18 protein-coding genes and 1 pseudogene are annotated in these 22,518 nt (G+C 67.8%); 15 read left to right on the top strand and 4 right to left on the bottom strand.

Annotated elements, in window-relative coordinates; all coding sequences use genetic code 11:
* The first annotated feature begins 10 nt into the window (after positions 1-10).
* The 4 genes from nagA to E3O60_RS06595 all read left to right on the top strand — a co-directional run bounded on the left by nagA (position 11) and on the right by E3O60_RS06595 (position 5,360).
* The gene (gene nagA / locus E3O60_RS06610) at positions 11-1,210 is read left to right on the top strand and encodes an N-acetylglucosamine-6-phosphate deacetylase (RefSeq protein ID WP_134497562.1); all 1,200 of its coding nucleotides are present in this window, start codon (positions 11-13) and stop codon (positions 1,208-1,210) included.
* A gap of 96 nt (positions 1,211-1,306) precedes the next feature.
* Positions 1,307-1,846: a pyridoxamine 5'-phosphate oxidase family protein gene (locus E3O60_RS06605; RefSeq protein WP_134480929.1), complete on the top strand. Its 540-nt coding sequence runs from the start codon at positions 1,307-1,309 to the stop codon at positions 1,844-1,846.
* Positions 1,847-1,974: 128 nt separating this feature from the next.
* Positions 1,975-2,796, top strand: a complete 822-nt coding sequence (locus E3O60_RS06600) for an ABC transporter ATP-binding protein (protein ID WP_134497560.1) — start codon at positions 1,975-1,977, stop codon at positions 2,794-2,796.
* Positions 2,793-5,360, top strand: a complete 2,568-nt coding sequence (locus E3O60_RS06595; protein WP_134480928.1) for an ABC transporter permease — start codon at positions 2,793-2,795, stop codon at positions 5,358-5,360. Before E3O60_RS06600 ends, E3O60_RS06595 begins: the two co-directional genes overlap by 4 nt.
* 90 nt (positions 5,361-5,450) lie before the next feature.
* Here E3O60_RS06595 and E3O60_RS06590 read toward each other — a convergent pair whose 3' ends face one another.
* The gene (locus E3O60_RS06590; protein ID WP_088457281.1) at positions 5,451-6,074 is read right to left on the bottom strand and encodes a superoxide dismutase; all 624 of its coding nucleotides are present in this window, start codon (positions 6,072-6,074) and stop codon (positions 5,451-5,453) included.
* Positions 6,075-6,135: 61 nt separating this feature from the next.
* On the opposite strand from E3O60_RS06590, the gene soxR reads away from it, so the two are divergent.
* Positions 6,136-6,600 (top strand): redox-sensitive transcriptional activator SoxR, encoded by a 465-nt coding sequence (gene soxR / locus E3O60_RS06585; RefSeq protein ID WP_134407846.1) that lies wholly within the window; start codon positions 6,136-6,138, stop codon positions 6,598-6,600.
* A gap of 48 nt (positions 6,601-6,648) precedes the next feature.
* Positions 6,649-6,771, top strand: coding sequence for a ribosomal protein bL36 (locus tag E3O60_RS06580; protein ID WP_088457279.1), 123 nt, complete (start codon positions 6,649-6,651; stop codon positions 6,769-6,771).
* 147 nt (positions 6,772-6,918) lie between these two features.
* Here the strand turns inward: E3O60_RS06580 and E3O60_RS06575 are convergent, their stop codons facing one another.
* Complete coding sequence (locus E3O60_RS06575; RefSeq protein ID WP_088457278.1) at positions 6,919-7,725, bottom strand: IclR family transcriptional regulator; 807 nt, start codon at positions 7,723-7,725, stop codon at positions 6,919-6,921.
* Between the two features lie 359 nt (positions 7,726-8,084).
* Between E3O60_RS06575 and E3O60_RS06570 the strand changes: the two genes are divergently transcribed.
* From E3O60_RS06570 to E3O60_RS06535, 8 genes are all read left to right on the top strand, one after another.
* Positions 8,085-10,391, top strand: coding sequence for a tagaturonate reductase (locus E3O60_RS06570; RefSeq protein ID WP_166788962.1), 2,307 nt, complete (start codon positions 8,085-8,087; stop codon positions 10,389-10,391).
* A gap of 34 nt (positions 10,392-10,425) precedes the next feature.
* Complete coding sequence (gene uxaC / locus E3O60_RS06565; protein ID WP_134497556.1) at positions 10,426-11,811, top strand: glucuronate isomerase; 1,386 nt, start codon at positions 10,426-10,428, stop codon at positions 11,809-11,811.
* A 49-nt stretch (positions 11,812-11,860) separates the two neighbouring features.
* Positions 11,861-13,300 (top strand): glycoside-pentoside-hexuronide (GPH):cation symporter, encoded by a 1,440-nt coding sequence (locus E3O60_RS06560; RefSeq protein WP_088457275.1) that lies wholly within the window; start codon positions 11,861-11,863, stop codon positions 13,298-13,300.
* A gap of 34 nt (positions 13,301-13,334) precedes the next feature.
* Positions 13,335-14,879 carry a UxaA family hydrolase gene (locus E3O60_RS06555; protein ID WP_134497554.1) on the top strand — a complete coding sequence of 515 codons (1,545 nt, stop codon included), beginning with the start codon at positions 13,335-13,337 and terminating at the stop codon, positions 14,877-14,879.
* Positions 14,879-15,874, top strand: a complete 996-nt coding sequence (locus E3O60_RS06550; protein WP_088457273.1) for a sugar kinase — start codon at positions 14,879-14,881, stop codon at positions 15,872-15,874. The genes E3O60_RS06555 and E3O60_RS06550 overlap by 1 nt, the downstream gene beginning before the upstream one ends.
* Entirely contained in the window at positions 15,871-16,518 is a 648-nt protein-coding gene (locus E3O60_RS06545) for a bifunctional 4-hydroxy-2-oxoglutarate aldolase/2-dehydro-3-deoxy-phosphogluconate aldolase (protein ID WP_134480926.1), read from the top strand. The genes E3O60_RS06550 and E3O60_RS06545 overlap by 4 nt, the downstream gene beginning before the upstream one ends.
* Positions 16,519-16,641: 123 nt before the next feature.
* Positions 16,642-18,906: a bifunctional diguanylate cyclase/phosphodiesterase gene (locus tag E3O60_RS06540; RefSeq protein ID WP_134497552.1), complete on the top strand. Its 2,265-nt coding sequence runs from the start codon at positions 16,642-16,644 to the stop codon at positions 18,904-18,906.
* A gap of 100 nt (positions 18,907-19,006) precedes the next feature.
* Complete coding sequence (locus tag E3O60_RS06535; protein ID WP_088457270.1) at positions 19,007-19,885, top strand: SDR family oxidoreductase; 879 nt, start codon at positions 19,007-19,009, stop codon at positions 19,883-19,885.
* 79 nt (positions 19,886-19,964) lie between these two features.
* Here the strand turns inward: E3O60_RS06535 and E3O60_RS06530 are convergent, their stop codons facing one another.
* Positions 19,965-20,378 carry a PLDc N-terminal domain-containing protein gene (locus tag E3O60_RS06530; protein WP_088458119.1) on the bottom strand — a complete coding sequence of 138 codons (414 nt, stop codon included), beginning with the start codon at positions 20,376-20,378 and terminating at the stop codon, positions 19,965-19,967.
* Positions 20,379-20,638: 260 nt separating this feature from the next.
* Between E3O60_RS06530 and E3O60_RS06525 the strand changes: the two genes are divergently transcribed.
* Positions 20,639-22,189 (top strand): diguanylate cyclase, encoded by a 1,551-nt coding sequence (locus E3O60_RS06525; protein ID WP_134497550.1) that lies wholly within the window; start codon positions 20,639-20,641, stop codon positions 22,187-22,189.
* 32 nt (positions 22,190-22,221) lie between these two features.
* Here the strand turns inward: E3O60_RS06525 and E3O60_RS06520 are convergent.
* A pseudogene (locus E3O60_RS06520) lies at positions 22,222-22,518 on the bottom strand (L-arabinose isomerase); the annotation flags it as partial.

Raw genomic sequence — 22,518 nt, 5'->3', positions numbered from 1 at the left:
AGACCCGTTCATGACACCGCTCACTTCGCGACCCGCCACTGCAGAGCATGCACCTGTGCTGCCGGGCGATGCCGGACCGGGCACCGAGACGCCGCTGCTTCTCGCCGCCGGCACGGTGATCCTGCCCGACCGGGAGTACTCACCCGGCTGGGTCGAGGTGCGCGGCGGCCTGATCGTCGGCTGCGGAGCCGGCGACCCACCTCGGTCCGCGGATGTCTCGCTGCCGGCCGGGGTGCTCGCGCCGGGCTTCATCGACGCCCACAACCACGGTGGCGGCGGGGTCAGTTTCAACGATGCGGACAGCGCCGTCGTCGCGAGGCGGATCACGCAGACCCACCGCGACCACGGCACCACCACCATGATGGCCAGCCTGGTGACCGCGCCCATCGACGAGATGGAGTGCCTAGTGCGGGCGCTCGCGGAGCTGGTGCGCGACGGCCTGCTGGCCGGCATCCACCTGGAAGGCCCCTGGTTGAGCCCCGCGCACCGGGGTGCGCATGCCGAGCAGCTGTTGCTGCTGCCGGACCCGGCGGGTGTCGAGCGGCTGATGGGGGCCGGCGGCGGCGCGGTGCGCATGGTCACCATCGCCCCGGAACTGGAGGGCGGGCTGGCCGCCGTGGCGAGCATCGTGCAGCACGGCGCCGTGGCCGCCATCGGCCACACCGACGCGGACTACGACCTCACGCAGGCGGCGATCGCGGCCGGGGCCACCGCGGGCACCCATGTCTTCAACGCCATGCGGCCGCTGCATCACCGCGAGCCGGGCGCCGCTCTGGCGCTGCTCGACGACCCCGCGGTGTTCGCCGAGCTGGTCGCCGACGGGGTGCACCTGCACCCGGCCGTCGTACGCCTGATCACCGAGAGTCCCGCCCGCCCGGTTTTCGTGACGGATGCCATGGCCGCGGCCGGCGCCGCTGACGGCGACTACAAACTGGGCGCCCTGGATGTGCGGGTGGTGGACGGCCAGGCGCGGCTGGTCGACGGCACCATCGCCGGCAGCGTGCTGACGCTGAGCCACGCGGTGCGGTACGCCGTGCTGACCGCCGGAGTGCCGCTGCCGATCGCCATCCGGGCCGCCACCCAGAACCCCACCGACCTGCTCGCTCTCACCGACCGCGGCCGGATCGCGCCGGGCCTCCGCGCCGACCTGGTGCTGCTCGACGCCGACCTGCACGTGCACGCGACCCTCCTCGAGGGCGCCTGGGTTTAGGCGCGCGGGACTCGCGAACCGTGCGTCAAGCCCCAGAATTCTCGAGTTTTCGGTGCTTTGCTCACGGCCCGCCGGCGGATGGGTAGGCTCGCGAACGTGAGTGACACCTTGAGAGCGCGGCTGCGGGCCCTGCCCGACTTCCCCGACGACCTGCCCGCATTCGACCCGGCCACCGCCCCGGCCGACCCGGTGGAGCTGTTCCTCAGCTGGTTCGAGGCGGCGCTCGCCGCCGGGGTGCGTCAGCCGCACGCGTTCAGCCTCGCCACCGTCGGGGCCAGCGCCGGCTCCGGTGCCGGGGCGCCGTCGTCGCGGATGCTCATCCTCAAAGACCTCGACGACGACGGATGGCAGTTCGCCACCGCACGCACCTCCCGCAAGGGCCGCGAGCTGGCGGCCAACCCGCAGGCGGCGATGAACTTCTACTGGTCCCAGCTCGGCCGCCAGGTGCGACTGGTCGGCCCGGTCGTCGAGCTCTCTGCCGACGCATCCGCCCGGGACTGGGCCGCACGCCCGGCCGCCGATGCGGCACCGAACCCGGCCTGGCAGCTCTACGCGCTGCGCCCCACCGAGATCGAGTTCTGGCAGGCCAGCGCCGACCGCCGGCACATCCGCCATCGCTACGACCTTCCTGGCTAGCCCGCGAGCGGCGCTCAGGGTTCGCTCAGGGTCGAGTCAGGGTTCGTCCCGATGCCGCGATGCGAAGAGAAGGGCAACACTGGGGATCGACCCCAGCGCGCCCGCGCTCCGACCGTGAAGGACCGTACATGACCGCCCATACGCTCACCTCGAACCACCCTGCGCGCTCGCTCACCGCACCGCCGGCATCCGTGATCGCGTACGCCAGGGGCCTGGTCAAGACCTACGGCACCGGCGAGACCGAGGTGCGCGCCCTGGACGGCATCGACGTGGACTTCGCCCGGGGCGAACTGACCGCGATCATGGGCCCGTCGGGGTCGGGGAAGTCGTCGCTGATGCACTGCATGGCGGGGTTGGACACCGTCACCGCCGGCACCGTGATCGTAGACGAGATGAACGTGGGACGCATGTCGCAGCGGCAGCTGACGGCGCTTCGCCGCACCCGGCTCGGCTTCATCTTCCAATCGTTCAACCTGATTCCCACCCTCACCGCCGCCGAGAACATCACCCTGCCGCTGGACATCGCCCGGCGCCCGGTGGACCGGGCGCATCTCGCCGCGATCGTCGCGGCGGTCGGGCTCGAGGACCGCCTGCACCACCGACCCAGCGAACTTTCCGGCGGCCAGCAGCAGCGGGTGGCCTGCGCCCGAGCCCTGGTGGCCCGGCCGGCCGTGGTGTTCGCCGACGAGCCCACCGGCAACCTCGACTCGAAATCAGCCGGTGACCTGTTGCGGTTCCTGCGCGGGTCGGTCGACAACCTCGGTCAGACGGTCGTGATGGTGACCCACGACGCCCGGGCGGCGGCCTACGCCCACCGGGTCCTGTTCCTCGCCGACGGCCGACTCGTGCAGGAACTCACCGACCCCACCCAGGCGTCGGTGCTCGACGTCATGCGGTCGATGGGCGACGAGACCGAGACCGAGCACGAGCACGACGGCGCCCGGCGATGACCCGGGTCGCGTTGCGCGGCATCCGCGCCCACCTGGTGCGCTTTCTGTTGTCGCTGCTGGCGGTGACCCTCGGGGTCGCCTTCGTGGCGGGCACCCTGTCGCTTCGCACCATGATGGGCTCCACCTTCTCCGGCATCGTGGCCAGCTCGATGCAGGCGGATGTCTACGTGCGCGGCAGCGAGCCCGCCGCCAGTGCCGCCCAGGCCGGCAGCTCGGCCGGTGACGTGCGCGAGGCCATCCCGGCCGATCTCGCCCGGACCCTCAACACCGTCGACGGTGTGCGGCATGCCCTGCCGGCGGTCTCCGGGCCCATCGTGCTCGTCGGCGCCGACGGCACGGCCGTGGTGAGCTCGCAGGCCCCCACCTTCGGGATGGCTCTCCACCCCGACGACGACACCCTCGACATCGTCGCCGGGCGTTCACCCGTCGGCGCTGGGGAGATCGCGCTGGAATCGGCGACCCTCGAGTCGTCGGGCCTGACCGTTGGCGACGAGACCTCGGTGGTGCTCGCCGGTGAGGTCCAGGCCGTGTCGGTCGTGGGAGAGGTGTCGCTCGGGGCGCCGATGGCCGGCGCCACCATCGTCTTCCTCGACGTCGCCACCTCCAACGCCGTCTATGCGCCCGACGGCCTGGTGGCGAGTATCGACGTCTACGGGGACACCGGGGTGGACGAGCAGATCCTGGTCGAGAGGGTCGGCGCGGCCCTGGCCGCCGCCGATGCGGCCGGCGTCGAGACCGTCACCGGCACCGCTATGCGCACCGAGGCCACGGCAGACATCAACGACATGCTCGGCTTCGTGCAGACGTTCATGCTGGTGTTCGCCGGGATCTCCCTGTTCGTGGGCGCGTTCATCATCTCCAATACCTTCGCGATGTCGGTGCAGCAGCGGATGCGCGAGTTCGCGCTCCTGCGCGCCGTCGGCGCCTCGCCCGGTCAGGTGTTCGCCTCCATCCTCATCCAGGCCGCGGTGGTGGGCCTGGTCGGCTCCGCGCTCGGCATTGCCGCCGGCCTCGGCCTGGTATCGCTCGTGCGGATGGCGGTCGCCCAGATCGGCATGAACCTGTCCGGCAGCATCCCGCTCGACCCCGCCACCGTGGTGATCTCGCTACTGGTGGGCACCCTGGTGAGCATCGCGGCGGCGGCGCTGCCGGCCCGCCGGGCGGCGCTCACCCCTCCGGTGGAGGCCATGCGCGAGGCCGGCGGCGCCAGGTCCAGGTCGCTTCGGCTGCGGTCCATCGTCGGATCCGTTCTCACCGTCGCCGGCCTGGCCGGCCTGGTCGCCGCCTGGTCCAGGCCCGACCCCGACGGTCCGGCACTGCTGGGCCTCGGTGCCGCCGGTGTGGTGGTCGGGGTGCTGGTCCTGGCCCCGGTGATCGCCCGGTATTCGCTGAGCGCTATGGCCGCGGTCTTCGTCGTGGCGGTCAAACCGCTGGGCCGGCTGGCCCGCGGCAACGTGATCCGCAACCCGCGCCGCACCGCGAACACCGCGGGGGCGCTCATGATCGGCATGGCCCTGGTGGGCGCGGCCTCGGTGCTCGCCGCGTCGGCGACGGTCTCGACCCGAGCGATCGTGGACGACGGCTGGATCGCGGACTTCTCGGTGCAGTCTGCCGCAGGGGTGGTGCCGACGGGTGTGGTGGCTGACCTGCGCGCCCTGGACACAGTGGACTCCGTCGACGAGCTGCGCTACGGCCCGGCGATGCTGGCCCCCGCAGCTGGTGGCACCGTTGCCGAGCGGTCCATCATCGTGGTGGCGCTGCCGCCCGCCGCGCTCGGGCACACCCTCGACTTCGACGCCGTCGAGGGCACGCTGGCGGGCTTCGCGGCGGGGCAGCTTGCCGTTCAGCGCAGCGTGGCCGACGACCGCGGGTGGACGGTGGGCGACGACGTGACCTTCACGACGGCGGCCGGCGAGGCATCCGCTCCGATCGGCGCCATTGTCGACACCGCCGTGATCGGCGCGCCGATCATCATGCCCGACGACGCCTTCGAACGCATCGTGCCGTCGTCGCAGATCGCGATCGATTCGTTGCTGATCACCTCGGCCGCGTCCGCCACGCCGACGGAGGTGCGCGACGACCTGACCGGGGCGGCCGCGCCTTACGTCGTGCTCTCGGTGCTCGACAAGGAGGAGTTCGCCGGCCAGCTGGCCGGGCAGGTCGACCAGATCCTCGGCATCCTCTACGCGATGCTGGCGCTGTCGATCATCATCGCGATCCTCGGCATCGTGAACACCCTGGCGCTGTCGGTGATCGAGCGCACCCGGGAGATCGGGCTCATGCGCGCGGTGGGGCTGGGGCGGATGCAACTGGCCGGGATCATCACCATCGAATCGATCCTCACGGCCCTGTTCGGCACCGTCCTGGGCATGGCCGTCGGGGTGGGCATTGCGTCGCTGATGCCCGCGGTGTTCACCGGGATCGGGCTCACCGAGCTCGCCATCCCCTGGGGCCAGCTCGCGTCGATGCTCGGGGTTGCCGCCCTGGTCGGCGTGCTGGCAGCGCTCTGGCCGGCGATCCATGCGGCGCGGTTGCCCGTGCTGCAGGCCGTGTCGGCGGACTGACCGCGTCAGACGCAGGCAAGCCGTGAGCCAAGCCCCAAAAACCTCAGGTTTTTGGGGCTTTTCTCACGGCTCGCCAGAGGGGCGCCGGGGTTACAGCGTGATCAAGCCCGAGGTGGTGTCGCGCGCCTTGGTGAAGCGGGCGGAGACGTTCTCCCAGTCGGTGACGGTCCAGAACGCCTTGACGTAGTCGGCGCGCACGTTCTGGTAGTCGAGGTAGTAGGCGTGCTCCCAGACGTCGAGCATGAGCAACGGGACGATGCCGGCGGGCAGGTTGCCCTGCTGGTCATAGAGCTGCACGATGATGGGCTGCTGACCCAGGGTGTCCCAGGCGAGGATCGACCAGCCGGAGCCCTGAACGCCCATGGCCACGGCGGTGAAGTGAGCCTGGAACTTCTCGAACGAACCGAAGGTGTCGTCGATCGCGGCAGCGAGCTCGCCGGTGGGCTTGTCGCCACCGTCCGGGGACATGTTGGTCCAGAAGATGGAGTGGTTGACGTGGCCGCCGAGGTTGAAGGAAAGGTCCTTCTGAAGCTTGTTGACGAAGGTGAGGTTGCCTGATTCGCGGGCCTCAGCGAGCTGGTCGAGTGCGGCGTTGGCGCCGGTCACATAGGCCTGGTGGTGCTTGCTGTGGTGGAGCTCCATAATGCGCCCGCTGATGGCGGGCTCGAGGGCGGCATAGTCATAGGTCAGCGTGGGAAGCGTATATGCGGTCATTTGTTTACGATATCGTCTCAAGTGCACTTGAGATCAAGGAGAAGGCCCACTGTCAGAGCACTTGTCCAGCAAGGATCTCCTGCCGATCGGGCAGATTGCCGCCCGCGCCGGAGTCCCGGTCTCCACCGTGCGCTACTACGAAACGCTGGGGCTGATCCCCGCGCTGCGCTCCAGCGGCAACGTGCGCCTCTTCCCGCGGCACGTGCTGAGGCGCATCGCCCTCATCCAGGTTTCGGTGCGCTACGGGATCTCGCTGGCCGAGGTCGCCGTGATCCTCAAGGACCTGCCGGACAGCCGCCCACCGAGCCGGGCCGAGTGGGGCACCATTTCCGCCACCTGGGGGGAGCACCTGGCCAGGCAGCAAGCCGTGCTCGAGCGGATGCAGGCCGAACTCACCGGCTGCATCGGCTGCGGTTGCCTGTCGCAAACCCGGTGCGCCGTCGTGAACTCCGATGACCGCCTGCGCACAGACGGTGCCGGCCCACGCCGGGTGCTCGACGCGCCGAAGGCCGCCGGAGCGGAATAATTTCGGCCGTTGTGTGTTGCTTTGGGTAACCGACGGAAGGGAGCCAGGATGAAGGTGCGTAACTCACTGGGTTCGATGAAGAAGATGCAGGGTTCACAGACGGTGCGGCGCCATGGGCGCACATTCGTCATCAACAAGTTGAACCCCCGATTCAAGGCTCGCCAGGGTTAATCCCGTCGACTGCGGTGCGCGGGTCCGGCGGATCCGTGCAACCGCTCGAGTGGCGAGTTGGCATTTCCAGCCCATGACGAATGACCCCGGCAGCGCCGGGGTCATTCTGCGTATCCGGCCGGCGCGAGGCTGACCGGCGCCGGTTGCCTAGAGCAGGGTCATCACGTCGCGGGCCGCCGTCATCAGCAGCGGAGCATAGGACTCGAGCGTCTCCCTGGCTACCAGGGGGGCGATGGTCGTGATGCCGATGCCGCCGATGAGGTGCTGCTGGGTGTCGAACACCGGCACCGCCATGCAGCGGATGTGCTCCTCGTTTTCCTGGTCGTCGATGGAGAAGCCGCGGTTGCGCACCAGCGCACCGTCGGCGAGCAGGTCGGCGACGGTTGTGATGGTGAACGCGGTGCGGGAGTGCAACCCGGTGCGGGTCGCGTAATTGCGCACCTCGCTCTCGGGGAGGTGGGCCAGGATCGACTTGCCGATCGCCGTCGAATGCAGCGGAATCTGGCCGCCGACCCGCGAAGCGATCTGGATCGGCTGGGCGGTGTCCTCGATCTTCTCCACGTAGGTGGCGAAGTCCCCGGTGCGCAGCGCGAAGTGGATGGTGCTGCGCACGTCGGTCTGCAGCTGCCGGAGCCTGGCTCCCACCAGGTCGGAGTCGTTGGGGCCGGCGGTGAGCTTGAGCGCGAGGAGGCGCAGCGAGCGACCGGGCGCGTAGCTGCCGTCGGGGCGACGGGTGACGTACCCGCTGTCGATCAGCTCGCTCAGCAAGCGGAAGACGCTGGTCTTGGCCAGGCCGGTTTCCTTCACCAGGTCGCTGAGCCGGTGGGAGTCACCCGGGTTGGACACGGCCTCAAGCACCCGCAGCAGCTTCTGTGCCGCATTGTCCTTGGCCCGGTTGCCCAGCCCGTCGAGCTCAGGCGCGGTCGTGGCCTCGATCTCGTTCGCCACCGTCATGTGTCCCACCTCTGTTCTGAAGTTCTGCCCTGCGGACCATTTAACCACGGTTGCGGAATCTCGGTGGCATCCCGCCGCGCTCCGAGCCGGATTCGATGCCGTCAGACCCTTGACAACGCGACAAACGCCTGCTTCAGACGCGTCGTTCCGGTCTGACGTCGATTCCTCGGCCGCCCAAGTTGCGAAAAGGAATCGCACGGGGTTATGTTGAGTTCACGTGACGGACTCACGTTCCATCACGCGGAACAGATTCAGAATAGATCTGGCTGATTCTCACAGTGGAGGAACTCATGCAGGGAACTGCGCACGAACCTGGGTCGGCAAGCGAGAGTGCTCTCCCGCTGCCGAGCGGCATCCGAATGGTGACAGGGGCAGGCTCGTTGCCGGCCGTTGAAGTCGCTCTTCCTGCGGCCACCGCGCTGGTCTACCTGCACGGCGCACACGTCGCCCAGTGGACCCCCACCGGCCAGAAACCGGTGCTGTGGATGAGTGAACACAGCGCATACTCGTCCTCCGCTGCCCTTCGCGGCGGCATTCCGGTGTGCTTCCCCTGGTTCGGCCCGAATCCCACCGACGCCACGGCACCCAACCACGGTTGGGCACGCATTTCGCCCTGGACCCTCACCGCTGCAGCCATTGTCGGCCCCGATGCCGTGCTCACCTTCGACCTGGCCGGTACTCAGCCCGATGAGGCCGGCACTGCCCAGCCGGTGTCGATGCGATACACCGTTACCATCGGCGCCCAGCTCACCCTCGAGCTCGTGGTTCTCAACGAGGGAACCGCCACGGTTTCGGTGGAGACCGCACTCCACACCTATTTCGCCGTCGGCGACGCCCGCACGACTCAGCTCCTCGGGCTCACTGACCTGCCCTACCTCGACCGCAGCGTCACCCCGGCCGTCACGTCGAGTTCGGCCCTGCCCGTCTCCATCGTCGGCGCCGAGATCGACCGGATCTACCCGATGCCCCGCACCGTCACCATCGACGACGTCACCAATGCACGCACAATAACGGTCGGCGACACCGATGCCGCCCAGACCGTCGTCTGGAACCCCGGCACCGTCAAGGCCGCCGCGATGGGCGACTACGGCGACGACGAATGGACCGAGACCGTCTGCGTCGAGGCCTGCAACGTGCGCGACCAGGCCGCCATCCTCGCCCCGGGCCAGAGCACCAGCATGAGCGTCGGCATCGCTGTCGCACCCCACCCGCAACACACCGAACAGCACCACGAAGGACAGCTCGTCATGGAACGACTCACCAGCGCCATCCACCCGGTTCAGACCCTGCCCACCCGCGCCATCCAGTTCGGCGAGGGCAACTTCCTGCGCGGATTCGTGGACTGGCAGCTCCAGCAGATGAACAAGCAGGGGCTGTTCAACGGTGGCGTCAAGATCGTGCAGCCCCTGGCCGGCGGCCTCGTCGCCATGCTCGACGAGCAGGACGGCCTGTACACGGTGCTGCTGGAAGGCAAGCAGGACGGCGAAGAAGTGCAGTCCCACGAGGTGATCACTCTGGTCAACGGCACCGTCAACCCGTACACCGACTACGAGGCCTACCTCGCCCTCGCCGAAGACGACGACATCGAGTTCATCTTCTCCAACACCACCGAGTCCGGCATTGTCTACAACGCAGAAGACAAGCTGGCCGACACGCCCCACGCCAGCTTCCCCGGCAAGCTCACCGCGCTCTTGTTCCGCCGGTTCGAGCTCGGCAAGAAGGGCTTTCAGCTGATTCCGTGCGAGCTCATCGAGCGCAACGGCGACAAACTCAAGGAAACTGTTCTCGCAACCGCCGCGAACTGGGGCCTCAGCGCCGACTTCATCCAGTGGGTCAACACCGACAACACCTTCTACTCCAGCCTGGTCGACCGGATCGTCCCCGGCTACCCCAAGGACCGCGCCGAGGAACTCTGCGCCGAGTTCGGCTTCGAAGACCGCCTCATCGTCAAGGCCGAACCGTTCCTGCTCTGGGTCATCGAGGGCCCGCAGTCACTCACCGAGAGCCTGCCGCTGGCCCGGGCCGGCCTCAACGTAACCGTGACCGACGACATGACCCCGTACCGCGAACGCAAGGTGTTCCTGCTCAACGCCCCGCACACCACGATGGCCTCCCTCGCCCGCCTCGCCGGCGTTGAGACCGTGCGCGACGTGATGCTCGATGCCGACTTCGGCCCGCTCGTCGAAGCGGTGATGTACGAGGAGATCATGCCCGTGCTCGACCTACCGCACGACGAACTCGCGGCATACGCCGAGTCGGTGAAGGAGCGCTTCGAGAACCCGTTCATGCACCACGAGCTCTCCGCAATCGCCCTGAACAGCGCCTCCAAGTTCAAGAGCCGCCTGCTGCCGGTCCTCACCGGCTTCCACACCAAGAACGGCACCTTCCCGCCCCGAGTCACCCTCGCGCTTTCCGCAATCCTGCTCGCCTACAGCGGCGACCCAGCCGTCACGATCACCCCGGTCGACAGCGCTGAGACCATCGCGGCCTTCCACGCCGCCTACGCCACGGATGCTTACGTCGCCACGATCCTGGCCGACACCACCCTGTGGGGCACCGACCTCACCGAGCTCGACGGCCTCGTCGACCAGGTCGCTGCCGGCCTCGACGCCCTGCGCGACCGCGGCGTGCGCGCCACCATCGCCGACCTCGCCGTCCGCGCCTAACCCCCGACCGACCCCAGACAAAGGACCGCAGATCATGCTCCTCAACGACGACTTCCTGCTCGGCACCGACATGGCGAAGAAGCTGTTTCACAATCACGCCAAGCACATGCCGATCATCGATTTCCACTGCCATCTGAACCCCCAGGAGATCTACGAAGACCAGAACTTCGCCAGCATCACCGAGGTGTGGTTGAAAGGCGACCATTACAAATGGCGCCTGATGCGTGCCAACGGCGTGCCGGAGAACCTCATCACCGGCGACGGCGACGACTTCGACAAGTTCTACGCGTGGGCCGGTACCGTCGAAAAGGCTCTCGGCAACCCGCTCTACGTGTGGACCCACCTCGAACTCAAGCGCTTTTTCAACATCGACCTGGTCCTCAGCCGCGAAACCGCCCGCGAGGTCTACGACCGCGCCAACGCCCTGCTGGCCACGGCCGGGTTCTCCCGCCGCAGCCTGATCCGGTCCAGCAACGTCACGACCATCTGCACCACGGATGACCCCGCAGACGACCTGCACTTCCACGAACTGCTCCAGAGCGAGACGGCCTTCACCGTTGTCCCCGCGTTCCGCCCGGACAAGGCCATGAACATCCACGCCGCCGGTTACGTGGACTACCTGGTCACCCTCGGCACGGCCGCCGGGGTCAAGATCGGCTCCTTCGCCGACATCGTCGACGCCCTGTCGGCCCGGGTCGACTTCTTCCACTCCATGGGCGCCCGGCTCTCCGACCACGCCCTGGACACCGTCGTATATGCGGAGTCGACCGAAGCCGAGCTCGACGTCATCGTCACGACGGCCATGACCGGCGGCACGCTCACCGACCTCGGCATCGCCCAGTACCGCACCGCGGTGCTCAAGGCGCTGATGCGCATGTACCACCGCAAGAACTGGACCATGCAGCTGCACCTGCACGCCCTGCGCAACACCAACACCGTGATGCTGGGCAAGCTCGGCCCGGACACCGGCTACGACGGCCTCAACGACCGAAGCGTCGCCGAGCCGCTCGCCGCGTTGTTCGACTCGATGGAACTCGAAGACGCCATCCCGCGCACGATGCTCTACTCCCTGAACCCCAACGACTACATGCCGCTCGTCACCCTGATGGGCGCCTACCAGAAGGACACCGTTCAGAAGATGCAGCTGGGCAGCGCCTGGTGGCACAACGACACCCGCAACGGCATGCGGCTGCAGCTGTCCACCTTCGCCGACGAGAGCCTGCTCTCCAACTTCGTCGGCATGCTCACCGACTCCCGCAGCTTTCTGTCCTACCCGCGGCACGAGTACTTCCGCCGCATCCTCTGCGAGCTGATTGGCGAATGGGTCGAAATCGGCGAGGTCCCCGACGACGAGGCCATCCTCGGCCGGATGGTCGAAGACATCTGCTTCAACAACGCGAACAACTACTTCGGTCTGTAACCAGGCCACTGCCCGATATCCGTTCAAATCGAAAGTGTGTATGTGAGTCATGGCAATTCAAACTGGTATTGAAGCTGGGGAATCAGCCCCAGCTGCTCCTCAGCCCGGGACCGCCACCATCGAGCGCATCTCCACCAAGGAGAAGGTCTCTTATGGGTTCGGCGACTTCGGCAACGGCTTCATGTTCGACCTGGGTCAGTCGTACCTGACCAAGTTCTGGATCGACACCGCCGGCATTGCCGCGGGCGTCGTGGCCCTCATCTTCTCGCTCGCCAAGATCTTCGACGCGTTCATGGACCCGATCGCGGCGGCCTACATCGACAGCCGCAAGTTCGGCAAGCGCGGCAAGTTCCGCCCGGTGATGATGGTCTCCTCGATCCTCCTCGGCGTGATGACCGTGGTCACCTTCACGATGCCCGACGTCAGCATGGGCTGGAAGATCGCCTACGCGGCCGGCACCTACGCCATCTGGGGCCTCATCTACTCCTTCACCAACGACCCGTACGGGTCGCTGGCCTCGGTGATGACCCGCAACATCAAGGACCGCGCCCAGCTGGCCACCACCCGCCAGGCCGGTTCGCTCGGTGCTCAGTGGATCTGCGGCTTCGCGTTCATCCCGATCATGATGGTGTTCGGCGGAATGACCGGCGCCAACTACATGTGGGCCTCCGCGGTGTTCGCCCTCATCGGCATCATCTCCTTCTACATCTGCTACCGCGGCACCAAGGAACGCGTCTACGTCAACCGCGCCGTGGGCTTCGAGCAGAACGGCATGAAGGACTACGCCAAGGCGATCTTCACCAACCGGCCGCTGCTCGGCCTGGTGCTGATGACCCTGTTCACGATCTCCGCCATGAACGTGAACAACATGATGATGATCTTCTTCGCCGAATACAACCTCGGCAACATCGCCCTGCAACCGGTGCTGAACCTGGTCATGATCGGCGCCTCCATCGTGGGCATCATGTTCGTGCCCCGCCTGGTCGGCCGATTCGGCAAGAAGCGCACCGCCATGGGCGGATTCATCATCGGTGTGATCGCCAACGGCCTGAACTTCATGATCCCCACCAACCTGTGGACCTTCATGCTGCTGGTGACCATCGGCTACATGGCCCTGGCCATCCCGAACGCCGTCACCTGGGCTTTCGTCTCCGACACCATCGACTACGGCGAATGGCACACCGGAGTGCGCAAGGAGACCATGACCTACGCGGCCTTCAACTTCTCCCGCAAGATCGCCCAGTCCATTGCCGCCCTCGTGGGCGCCGGGATGCTCGCCGTCACCGGCTACATCGCCCAGGGCGCCAGCCAGTCGGAGGAAACCCTCTTCGGTATCAAGGCCGTGATGACCCTCTACCCGGCCGTCGCCCTCGCCCTGGCCGCCGTGATCGTCTACTTCCTCTACAACCTGTCCGACGACAAGTACACCGCCATCGCCCACGACCTCGAAGCAGGCCGCTGGGAAAAGGGAATCATCGGCCAGGCGTAAGCCCGACCGTCTCGCTTATCTAAGGACTCATTTCATGTCACACATCGACAGCATCACCACCGGCACTTCCGTGCTGGTCATGGCCGAGGGCGACGACGTCGCGGTCGCCCTCCGAGACCTCCAGCCGGGGGAGACCCTCCCCGTCGGCGACGGTCTCCTCACCGTCACCACGCTCATCCCGAGCGGCCACAAGGTCGCCCTCACCGACCTCGACGTCGGCGCCACCGTGCACAAGTACGGCCAGTCGATCGGGGTTGCCACGGCGCCGATCAGCCGGGGCGAGCAGGTGCACAGCCACAACATCGGCATGGACCTCGCTGCCCGCACCCACGAATTCGGCACCGTGCACACCGAGCTGCCGGCCCCGACGGCCCGCCGAACCTTCGACGGTTACCGCCGCGCCGACGGCCGGGCCGGTACGCGTAACTACATCGCGATCCTCACCACGGTCAACTGCTCCGGAACCACTGCCGAGCTCATCGCCGACAGATTCCGCGGTGGCGCGTTGGACGGGTTCGAGAACGTCGACGGCGTCATCGCCCTCACCCACCAGAGCGGCTGCGGCCTCGTGCTGGAAAGCGAAGGCGCCCAGGTGCTGCTCCGCACGCTCAACGGCTATGCCAGCCATCCCAACATCGCGGGCGTCCTGATGCTCAGCCTCGGCTGCGAGATGACCCCGACCAGCCTGGTCCTCGCCGAGGGCGCCCTGCCCAGCGACACCGTGGTGGAGTCCCTGTCGATCCAGGAGACCGGCGGCATGCGCAACACCGTCGCCGCCGGCGTCGAGAAGATCCTCACCCTGGCCGAACAGATCAATAACCGCCACCGCGAACCCATCGACATCTCCGAGCTGGTGCTGGGCCTGAACTGCGGCGGCTCCGACGGTTACTCCGGCATCACGGCCAACCCGGCCCTGGGCTGGGCGTCGGATGTTCTCGTGGCGCACGGCGGAACATCCGTTCTCGCCGAGACCCCGGAGATCTACGGCGCCGAGCACCTGCTCACCGCCCGCGCCACCACCCCCGCGGTCGGTCACAAGCTGATCGACCGGATCGATTGGTGGGAAACCTACATCCACGCCAACGGCGGCACCATGGACAACAACCCCTCCCCGGGCAACAAGGCCGGCGGTATCAGCACCATTCTGGAGAAGTCGCTGGGCGCCGTTGCCAAGGCCGGCCACGCCGATCTCGCCGCCGTGTACGAGTACGCGGAACCGATCGACACCCGCGGCCTGGGCTTCATGGACACCCCCGGGTACGACCCGGTCTCGGTCACCGGCCTGGTCGCCGGCGGGGCCACCGTCGTGGTCTTCACCACCGGCCGCGGCTCGGTCTTCGGCTGCAAGCCCACCCCGAGCATCAAGGTGGGCACCAATACGGAACTGTTCCTGCGCCAGGGCGACGACATCGACATCGACGCCGGCCGGATCGCCGACGGCAACGCCACCGTAGACGAGGTCGGCGCCGAGATCCTCGAGATGATCATCGCCGTCGCCAGCGGCACCCAGACCGTCAGCGAAGAATTCGATGTGGGCCAGGAAGAGTTTGTGCCGTGGCACATCGGGGCCGTGACCTAATGGGTGCCTCGCAGCCAACCGTGGTCTGCTTCGGCGAGACGATGGGCATGTTCACGCCCACCAGCTCGGTGCCGTTGAACACCGCGACCGGTTTCACCCTGGGCACCGGCGGTGCCGAATCGAACGTCGCCATGCACCTGGCCGAACTCGGCCACGCCGTGGCGTGGGCCAGCGCCGTGGGCACCGACCCGGTCGGCACCAAGATCATCGACGCCCTCGGCGCCGCCGGCGTCGACACCCGGTGGGTCGGCCGCACCGCCGACGCACCAACCGGGCTCTACCTCAAGGAGCCCGACACCGGTAGCGGAGCACACGTGTTCTACTACCGCCAAGGCTCGGCGGCATCCACGCTGAAGATCGCGGATGCCGACGGCTGGCCCCTGGCCGGCGCCCGGTGGATCCACACCACCGGGATCACCCCCGCGTTGTCGGACAGCTGCTCCGCTCTTGTGGAACACGTGCTCGACCACGCCGCGGACTGGGGGGCGTCGGTCTCGTTCGACATCAACTTCCGCCCCGGTATCTGGTCGGTTCTGGATGCCGCGCCGCGGCTGCTCGCCCTGGCCGAGAAGGCAACCGTCGTGCTCGTCGGACTCGATGAAGCCGCCGTGCTGTGGGGCTGTGCCACCGCGGCCGACGTGCGGGCCCTGCTGCCCCGGCTGCCGTATCTGGTGGTGAAGGATTCCTCGATCGATGCCACCGAATTCGCCCTCGCCGCGGACGGCACCGACACCGTCACGGTGGTGCCGGCCCGCAAGGTCGACGTCGTCGAACCCGTCGGCGCGGGCGACGCCTTCGCCGCCGGCTACCTGTCCAGCCTGCTCTCTGCGGAACCCTCCGCGGAGCGCCTCGAGCGCGGTCACTCCCGCGCCGCCTGGGCGCTGGGCAGCCGCCAGGACTTCCGCCCGGGACTCGGCCAGCGGATGTCGGCCGACGAACCGTCCGCGCCAGCCACCCACGACCGTACGTTCGACCTCAGGAGAGAACCCGCATGACCTCGTCCACCAGCACCACCACCCAGCCTCTCAGCGCCACCCAGTGGTTCCCCGGCGACTTCTTCCGGGTCCCCGTCATCGCGGTCTTCCGCGGGCTGTCGGCCGCCGAAGCCGTACGCCTGTCGGTGCGCGCCTGGGACGCCGGGGTTGAACACGTCGAAATCCCGATCCAGACCCTCGACGCCGTCCCCGTGCTGCAGGCCGTCGCCGACGCTGCTGCCGAACGAGGCCTCGTGATCGGCGCCGGCACCGTGACCACGATCGACCAGCTCGACGCTGCGACGAACGTGGGCGTCGCGTTCACGGTCTCGCCCGGCCTCGACCCGGCCATCGTGGCCGAAAGCGTGCGCCGCGGCATCCCGCACCTGCCGGGCATCGCCACGGCCACCGAAATCCTGCAGGCCCGCGCCCTGGGTCTCACCTGGGTGAAGGCGTTCCCCGCGTCCCTGCTCGGAGCGGCCTGGGTCAAGGCCCAGAAGGGTCCGTACCCGGACACCAACTTCATCGCCACCGGCGGCGTGACCGCCCTGAACGCGCCGGAATTCCTGGCCGCGGGCACCAGCGTGGTCGGCCTCTCCGGCGCTTTCGCCGACGACGCCCAGCTCGACCTTGTGCGCGCCCTGATCGCCGGCACCCGCAAGTAACAATTCGCATCACCCGGGCCCCGCGACCGCACGGTCGCGGGGCCCGTTCCGGTCGCCAGGGACCAAAGTCACGGCCGGCCGGGCGGTAGGCTGAGCGGAGATCTGAGGGAGAGTCACGTGTGGGTGAACTGGCGTGACAGAACGCAGCGCGGCGATGGGGACCGATGGCTGATCTGGGCCGTTTTTGTGCTTGTGGCGGCGTACACGCTCGGACTGCTTCTGAACGGTGCGGGCCCCAGCCCCCTCGTTGACATCTGGTTGGGCGAGCTCACCCAATGGGTGCCCGTCGCGGTCTTCTGGGTGGCCGTTGTGCGCACGGGCTTCGCCCGTGGCGACGTTCTCTTCGCCACGCTCGCGGTGACGTTCAATGCCGCCGCCGACACTTACTACGTGCTCGCTATGGATGCGGGCGGCGAACTGCCGTTCCCGTCCCCGGCCGATTTCGGATATCTGCTGTTTTACCCGCTGATGCTTCTCGCCCTCGTGGCTCTTGTCCGCAGACAGATGCGCGGCCTGGCCTGGTCCGTCCTGCTGGATAGCGCGGTCGGGGCCCTCGGCGCTGCCGCGGTCCTCGCTGCCGTCCTCGGCCCGGTGCTCACCGAGGCGGCCGATGAGTCCGCGATCCTGGCCACAGCCGTCGCGGTTGCTTACCCGGTCTTCGACCTGCTCCTCGTCGCCGCGATCGCCGGCATCGCCGCCGCCCCGGGCTTGCACATCGGCTCGCGCTGGGCGTTTCTGGTCGGCGGCCTTGTCGTCTTCGCCGGCGCCGACGTGGTCTATGCGCTGCTGGAGGTGAGTGGCACCTACATCGTCGGCGTTCCGCTCGATGCCGCGTGGGCGCTCGGTCTCGCCCTGATGGCGGTGTGGGTCGACGCGACCGACCGCCCCCAACGCGGCATCGTCGTGGGCGCCCGAAAGACCCCGGCCCTGTTCGTTCCCGCGGTGGCCGTCGCCGCCGGACTGGGCGTACTCATCCTCGGCACGCAGGTCGTCCAGCCGGTTGCCGCGGTCATCCTGGCCAGCCTCACCGTGTCCCTGGCCGCGATCCCGCTGGTATTCCGGCAGCGGCTGCTGCGCCGGCAGGCCCGGACCGACGACCTGACCGGGCTGCCCAACCGGCGGGCGCTGTACACGGATGCGCCCGCGCTGCTCACCCTCAGTCGCACGCCCTCCCGGCAACGGCACAGTGCGCTCCTGCTACTCGACCTCGACAGGTTCAAGGAAGTCAACGACAGCCTCGGACACGACGTCGGCGACAGGCTGCTGGTGCTGGTGAGCGGCCGCCTGGCGGCAGCGCTGCCGCCGGGAGCCAGGCTGGCCCGGCTCGGCGGCGACGAATTCGCCATCCTGCTCGCTGATGCCGGCGAGGCCGAGGCCACCGTCGTGGCGTTGGGCCTGCGGGACGCGCTCGCCCAAACCTTCGCCCTCGAGGGGCTGGCCGTGCAGACCAGTGTCAGCATCGGCGTCGCGTTGTTCCCCGAGCAGGGCCGCGACCTCAGCGATCTGCTGCGCCGTGCCGACATGGCGATGTACAAGGCCAAGTCCGGGCGGCACGGCCACCACGTGTACCAGTCCGAAGATGACAGTCACGGCGACACCAGGCTGCGCACCCTGCAAGACCTGCGCCTGGGCCTTACCGACGACCAACTCGTGGTGTACTACCAACCCAAGATCGGTCTGCAAAACGGTGAGGTCACCGGTGTCGAAGCACTCGTGCGCTGGCAGCATCCGACCCGCGGGCTGCTGCTGCCCGAGGACTTCCTCGACCTCGTCGAGGAATCGGGGCTGATGCACGCACTCACCCGGATCGTGCTGACCAAGGCTCTCGATCAAGCCGTGCTTTGGCACGCTGGTGGCCACGCCCTGACCATCGCGGTCAACATCTCGGCCAGCTCCCTCGTCAACGTCGAGTTCCCGGAGGAGGTCGTGCGCATGGTCAACGCACGACGGCTGCCGGCGTCGGCGTTGATGCTGGAGGTCACCGAAGACTTCTTGATGAGCGACAGGGACCGGGCTAGGGACGTGCTCACCCGGCTGCGGGAAGCCGGAATCCAGATCGCGGTCGACGACTTCGGCACCGGCTACAGCTCGCTCTCCTACCTGCGCGACCTGCCCATCGACGAGCTCAAGTTGGACAGGTCATTCGTGTTGCCGATGACCCATGACGCCCGCGCGGCCTCGCTGGTGGCGTCCACCATCGAGCTGGCGCACAGCCTGGGCCTGCGAATGGTTGCAGAGGGTGTCGAGAGCAGTGTGGCGTACGACGAGCTGGCCCGATACGGCTGCGATCATGCGCAAGGCTTCTTCATGTCGCGGCCGATTCCGGCCCTGGAACTGGACGAGTGGTTAGCTACCCGCCACGATCTGGAACCGGGCGCCGTGAACTGAATCCGGCTCCTGCCGTGACGATCGGCGGGCTGGACGCGTCTCAGTCATGAACCTGGCAAGCCGTGTACCGGCTTCGACCCTTCGCCAGCAAGGAGCTTTCATGACCGACGTCCAGAACCCCGTCACCAGTTATCACACCGGCGGCTTCCCGCTGCAGCAGCAGGACCAGCCCGGCCTCACCACGGCGACCGTGCCGCGCCCCGACCACGGCGAAGACACCTATGTCGGCACCGGGAAGCTCGTGGGCAAGCGGGCGTTGATCACCGGCGGTGACTCGGGGATCGGCCGTGCCGTCGCAATCGCCTTCGCCAGGGAGGGTGCCGACGTGGCCATCTCCTACCTGCCCGAAGAGCAGGAAGACGCCGAAGACACCGCCTCGCTCGTGCGGGCTGCCGGCCGCACCGCGGTGCTGCTGGCCGGCGACATCCGCAACGAACAGCACTGCATCGACATTGTGGAGCACACCACGGCTCAGCTCGGCGGTCTCGACATTCTCGTGCTGAACGCCGCATACCAGGAGAACCGCAACGGTCTGGAGACGCTCTCGACCAAGGAGTTCGACAGGGTCTTCAAGACCAACCTCTACGCAACGCTGTGGATCGCCCGTGCCGCGATCCCGCACCTCAATGCGGGGTCGTCGATCATCACGACCACGTCGATCCAGGCGTCCAGCCCGTCACCGGAACTGATCGACTACGCGATGACCAAGGCGGCGCTGGTCGCGTTCACCCAGGCCCTCGCCCAGCAGCTGGGATCCACCGGGGTGCGGGTCAACGCCGTTGCACCCGGGCCGATCTGGACCCCGCTGATCCCCGCGACCTCGTGGCCGGAGAAACTGCCGACTTTCGGTCAGGACACACCGCTGGGTCGGGCCGGGCAGCCCGCCGAGCTGGCGTCGGCGTACGTCTACCTGGCGTCGACGGACTCGTCGTACACGTCGGGTGCCGTGCTGCCGGTCACCGGCGGACGCGCGTTCTAACCCGAGCGCGAACACAGCGACAGCGGGCGGCGGCATCTCGGATGCGCCGCCCGCTGTCTGTGCTCGTCGGGCGACCGGATCAGACGACGTCGGATCGGGCCTGGGTGTTACCCAGCGCCCGGTCCTTCAAGACCGCGTACTCACCCTGGCTGATCGCTCCGGAGTCGAGGAGCTGCTTGGCCTGGGCGATGTCTTGCGCGGGATTGCTGCCGGCGACACTTCTGATGTACTCGTCGGTACTCGCCCTCTCCTGCATCCCGGCGCTGACCTGGCGCTCCGCCATACCGCGGCCGCGTGCGATGACGTACACGAGCACGGTCAGGATGGGCACGAAGACCATGAACAGCAGCCACGCCGCCTTCGCCCATCCGTTCAGGGTTCGATCCCGGAACACGTCGATGATCACGGCGAAGAGTGCGAATAGGTAGGACACGAACACGAATGTCCAAAAGAAGAATCCGATGAAATCCCAAAAATTAGACCAGAAACTCATGGTCGGCACCTTTCCCTGTAACGTCTGGCCGAGGCCCTGCCGCCGCATGGGGCAGCGTGTCACAGTCCTTGGCTGGTGATCACGTTAATCACGCAGGGCGGTTCTGGATCACCCGGAATGGGTGAGAACGGCACCGCGCGAACCTGAGTTGGGGGAGGCCGTGGACGGCTAGGCTGAGCGACAACAGTGCGTCCTCTCCCTCGAGAAGACCTCGGGCGGGTTTTGACACATCGGAACCGACTGTTGGGGAGGGGGACACAGTGACGGCAATCGAACTGACGGTCGATGACCGGCTGGCGTGGGTCGAGCGCCAGTACTGGATCGACAAGGATGTCGCGCTCGCTGCAGCCGAAGACTGGCTGGCGGAGTTGGGAGCAGGCGAGCACGGTGCGCTGAGCCGGCGCCTCGAGGTGCAGATCGCCTCGATCATGACCCGCAGGGGAGATCCGAGCCAGGGAGCCACCGATGTGCAGCGCATTCTGCGTTGGGCGGAGCGGCACGGCGAGCTCACCCTGCAGTCCCGCTGCCACGACGTTCTCGGATCGGTATTCGAGATGGTGGGCGACCGGGCCCTGGCCCTGGAACACGCCGTCGCCACGAACGACCTTCTGAGCGAGTCCGAGAGCCCCCTGATGCGGGCTGCCGCCCGCCTGACCCTGGCCGACGCCCTCGGCTCCACTGGATCGTTCGACGAGGCACGCCGCCGCTACAACGAGGCACTTCGTCTGGTCATCGACGACCCTGAAACCAGCATCCGCTACATGATCTTGAACAACCTCGCCTTCACGGAGTACCTGGCCGGCAATCAGGACGACGCACTCGTCGCGGTCGAGAGCCTGCTCGCGCTGTCCGAACTCAACAACCGCCCGATCGGCATGTACGCCCGCGACACTATCGCCAGGGTTTACCTCTCTGCCGGACGACTGGAGGAAGCCGAAGCGACCCTGGTGGCGGCCATCGAGGCCAGGCCGGTCGACTTCCACCCCGACAGCATCGCCGCCGCCCAGGTCACCCTGGCCGAGACCTGTCGCAGGCGGGGGCATCTGGATGAGGCCCAGGCCGTCGTCGACCAGTGTCGGGAGCTCACCCGGGAGAACGGGCTCGTGCGCTGGGCCACCGAGCTCATGCGCGAGCAGGCGGAGATCTACGCCGAACGAGAGGATTTTCGGGCGGCGTTCGAGGCCTACCGCAGTTACCACGAACAGTCCATCGCTCTCGGCGCCAGCGAGAACGAGGCGCGCGGACGCATCCTCGAGGCGATGTTCCAGACCGCTGAGTCCCGCCGGGAAAGCGAGCGCTACCGCGAGATGGCCGAACGCGACCCTTTGACAGAGCTACGCAATCGTCGGTTCGTCGACGAGCACCTCAGCAACCTGTTGTCCCTCCTCCGCGAGGGTGGCGCACCCATCGCCATCGCGATGATCGACGTCGACCATTTCAAGCGCATCAATGACACGCTTTCGCACGAGGTCGGTGACGACGTGCTGCGGACGCTCGGCCGCATTCTGGCGCAGGCTGTCGCGTCGGTTCCCGGGGCGATCGCGGCGCGTCTGGGCGGGGAAGAATTCCTTCTCATTCTGCCCGCCCACGACGCGGCCGCCGCGGGCGCACTGTGTGAAAAGGTGCGGCTGGATGTGGCCGGTCACGATTGGTCGCCCATCGACGCCGGCTTGCGGGTCACCGTGAGTCTGGGCGTCGCGCTCGCCCCGGACGATGCGGCCACGAGCTCGTCGCTGTTGCGGGCCGCCGATGTGCGCATGTACGTGGCCAAGCGGGACGGCCGCAACCGCGTGGTGCACGCCGGCGCCTGACCCATTTCGCCCAAGTGGTCGGCGGCCGAGCGTTACAGGCCTTGCGCCAGGCGGTAGTACGCCTGGTTCCATCGGACCTCGCGGGAGAAGTCCCGCAGGGTGGTGGTTTCATCGATCACGAGGAGCTCGGTTTGAGCGATCTCGGCGAAGTCTTGGAACACCTCGATGCCGACGGCTGTCGACATGACGGTGTGGTGGGCGGCGCCGGCGGTGAGCCAGGCGGCGGCGGCGGTGGCGAAGTCGGGTGCGGGCTTCCAGACGGCGCGGCCGACGGGGAGTTTGGGTAGCGCTTGGGTGGGTTCGACGACCTCGACGACGTTCGCGGTGAG

The sequence above is a fragment of the Cryobacterium sp. TMB1-7 genome, assembly GCF_004402435.1.
In the GTDB taxonomy this organism is placed as follows: Bacteria; Actinomycetota; Actinomycetes; order Actinomycetales; family Microbacteriaceae; genus Cryobacterium; species Cryobacterium zongtaii.
This window is presented reverse-complemented; position numbering and strand designations above follow the sequence as displayed.

Excerpts from the sequence above, each read along its gene's own strand:
- uxaC (WP_134497556.1), top strand. The coding sequence starts at position 10,426 with ATGCTCCTCAACGACGACTTCCTGCTCGGCACCGACATGGCGAAGAAG.
- E3O60_RS06530 (WP_088458119.1), bottom strand. The coding sequence starts at position 20,378 with ATGAGTTTCTGGTCTAATTTTTGGGATTTCATCGGATTCTTCTTTTGG.
- E3O60_RS06560 (WP_088457275.1), top strand. The coding sequence starts at position 11,861 with ATGGCAATTCAAACTGGTATTGAAGCTGGGGAATCAGCCCCAGCTGCT.
- E3O60_RS06545 (WP_134480926.1), top strand. The coding sequence starts at position 15,871 with ATGACCTCGTCCACCAGCACCACCACCCAGCCTCTCAGCGCCACCCAG.
- E3O60_RS06555 (WP_134497554.1), top strand. The coding sequence starts at position 13,335 with ATGTCACACATCGACAGCATCACCACCGGCACTTCCGTGCTGGTCATG.
- E3O60_RS06535 (WP_088457270.1), top strand. The coding sequence starts at position 19,007 with ATGACCGACGTCCAGAACCCCGTCACCAGTTATCACACCGGCGGCTTC.
- nagA (WP_134497562.1), top strand. The coding sequence starts at position 11 with ATGACACCGCTCACTTCGCGACCCGCCACTGCAGAGCATGCACCTGTG.
- E3O60_RS06575 (WP_088457278.1), bottom strand. The coding sequence starts at position 7,725 with ATGACGGTGGCGAACGAGATCGAGGCCACGACCGCGCCTGAGCTCGAC.
- E3O60_RS06570 (WP_166788962.1), top strand. The coding sequence starts at position 8,085 with ATGGTGACAGGGGCAGGCTCGTTGCCGGCCGTTGAAGTCGCTCTTCCT.
- E3O60_RS06590 (WP_088457281.1), bottom strand. The coding sequence starts at position 6,074 with ATGACCGCATATACGCTTCCCACGCTGACCTATGACTATGCCGCCCTC.
- E3O60_RS06595 (WP_134480928.1), top strand. The coding sequence starts at position 2,793 with ATGACCCGGGTCGCGTTGCGCGGCATCCGCGCCCACCTGGTGCGCTTT.
- E3O60_RS06600 (WP_134497560.1), top strand. The coding sequence starts at position 1,975 with ATGACCGCCCATACGCTCACCTCGAACCACCCTGCGCGCTCGCTCACC.
- E3O60_RS06550 (WP_088457273.1), top strand. The coding sequence starts at position 14,879 with ATGGGTGCCTCGCAGCCAACCGTGGTCTGCTTCGGCGAGACGATGGGC.
- E3O60_RS06580 (WP_088457279.1), top strand. The coding sequence starts at position 6,649 with ATGAAGGTGCGTAACTCACTGGGTTCGATGAAGAAGATGCAGGGTTCA.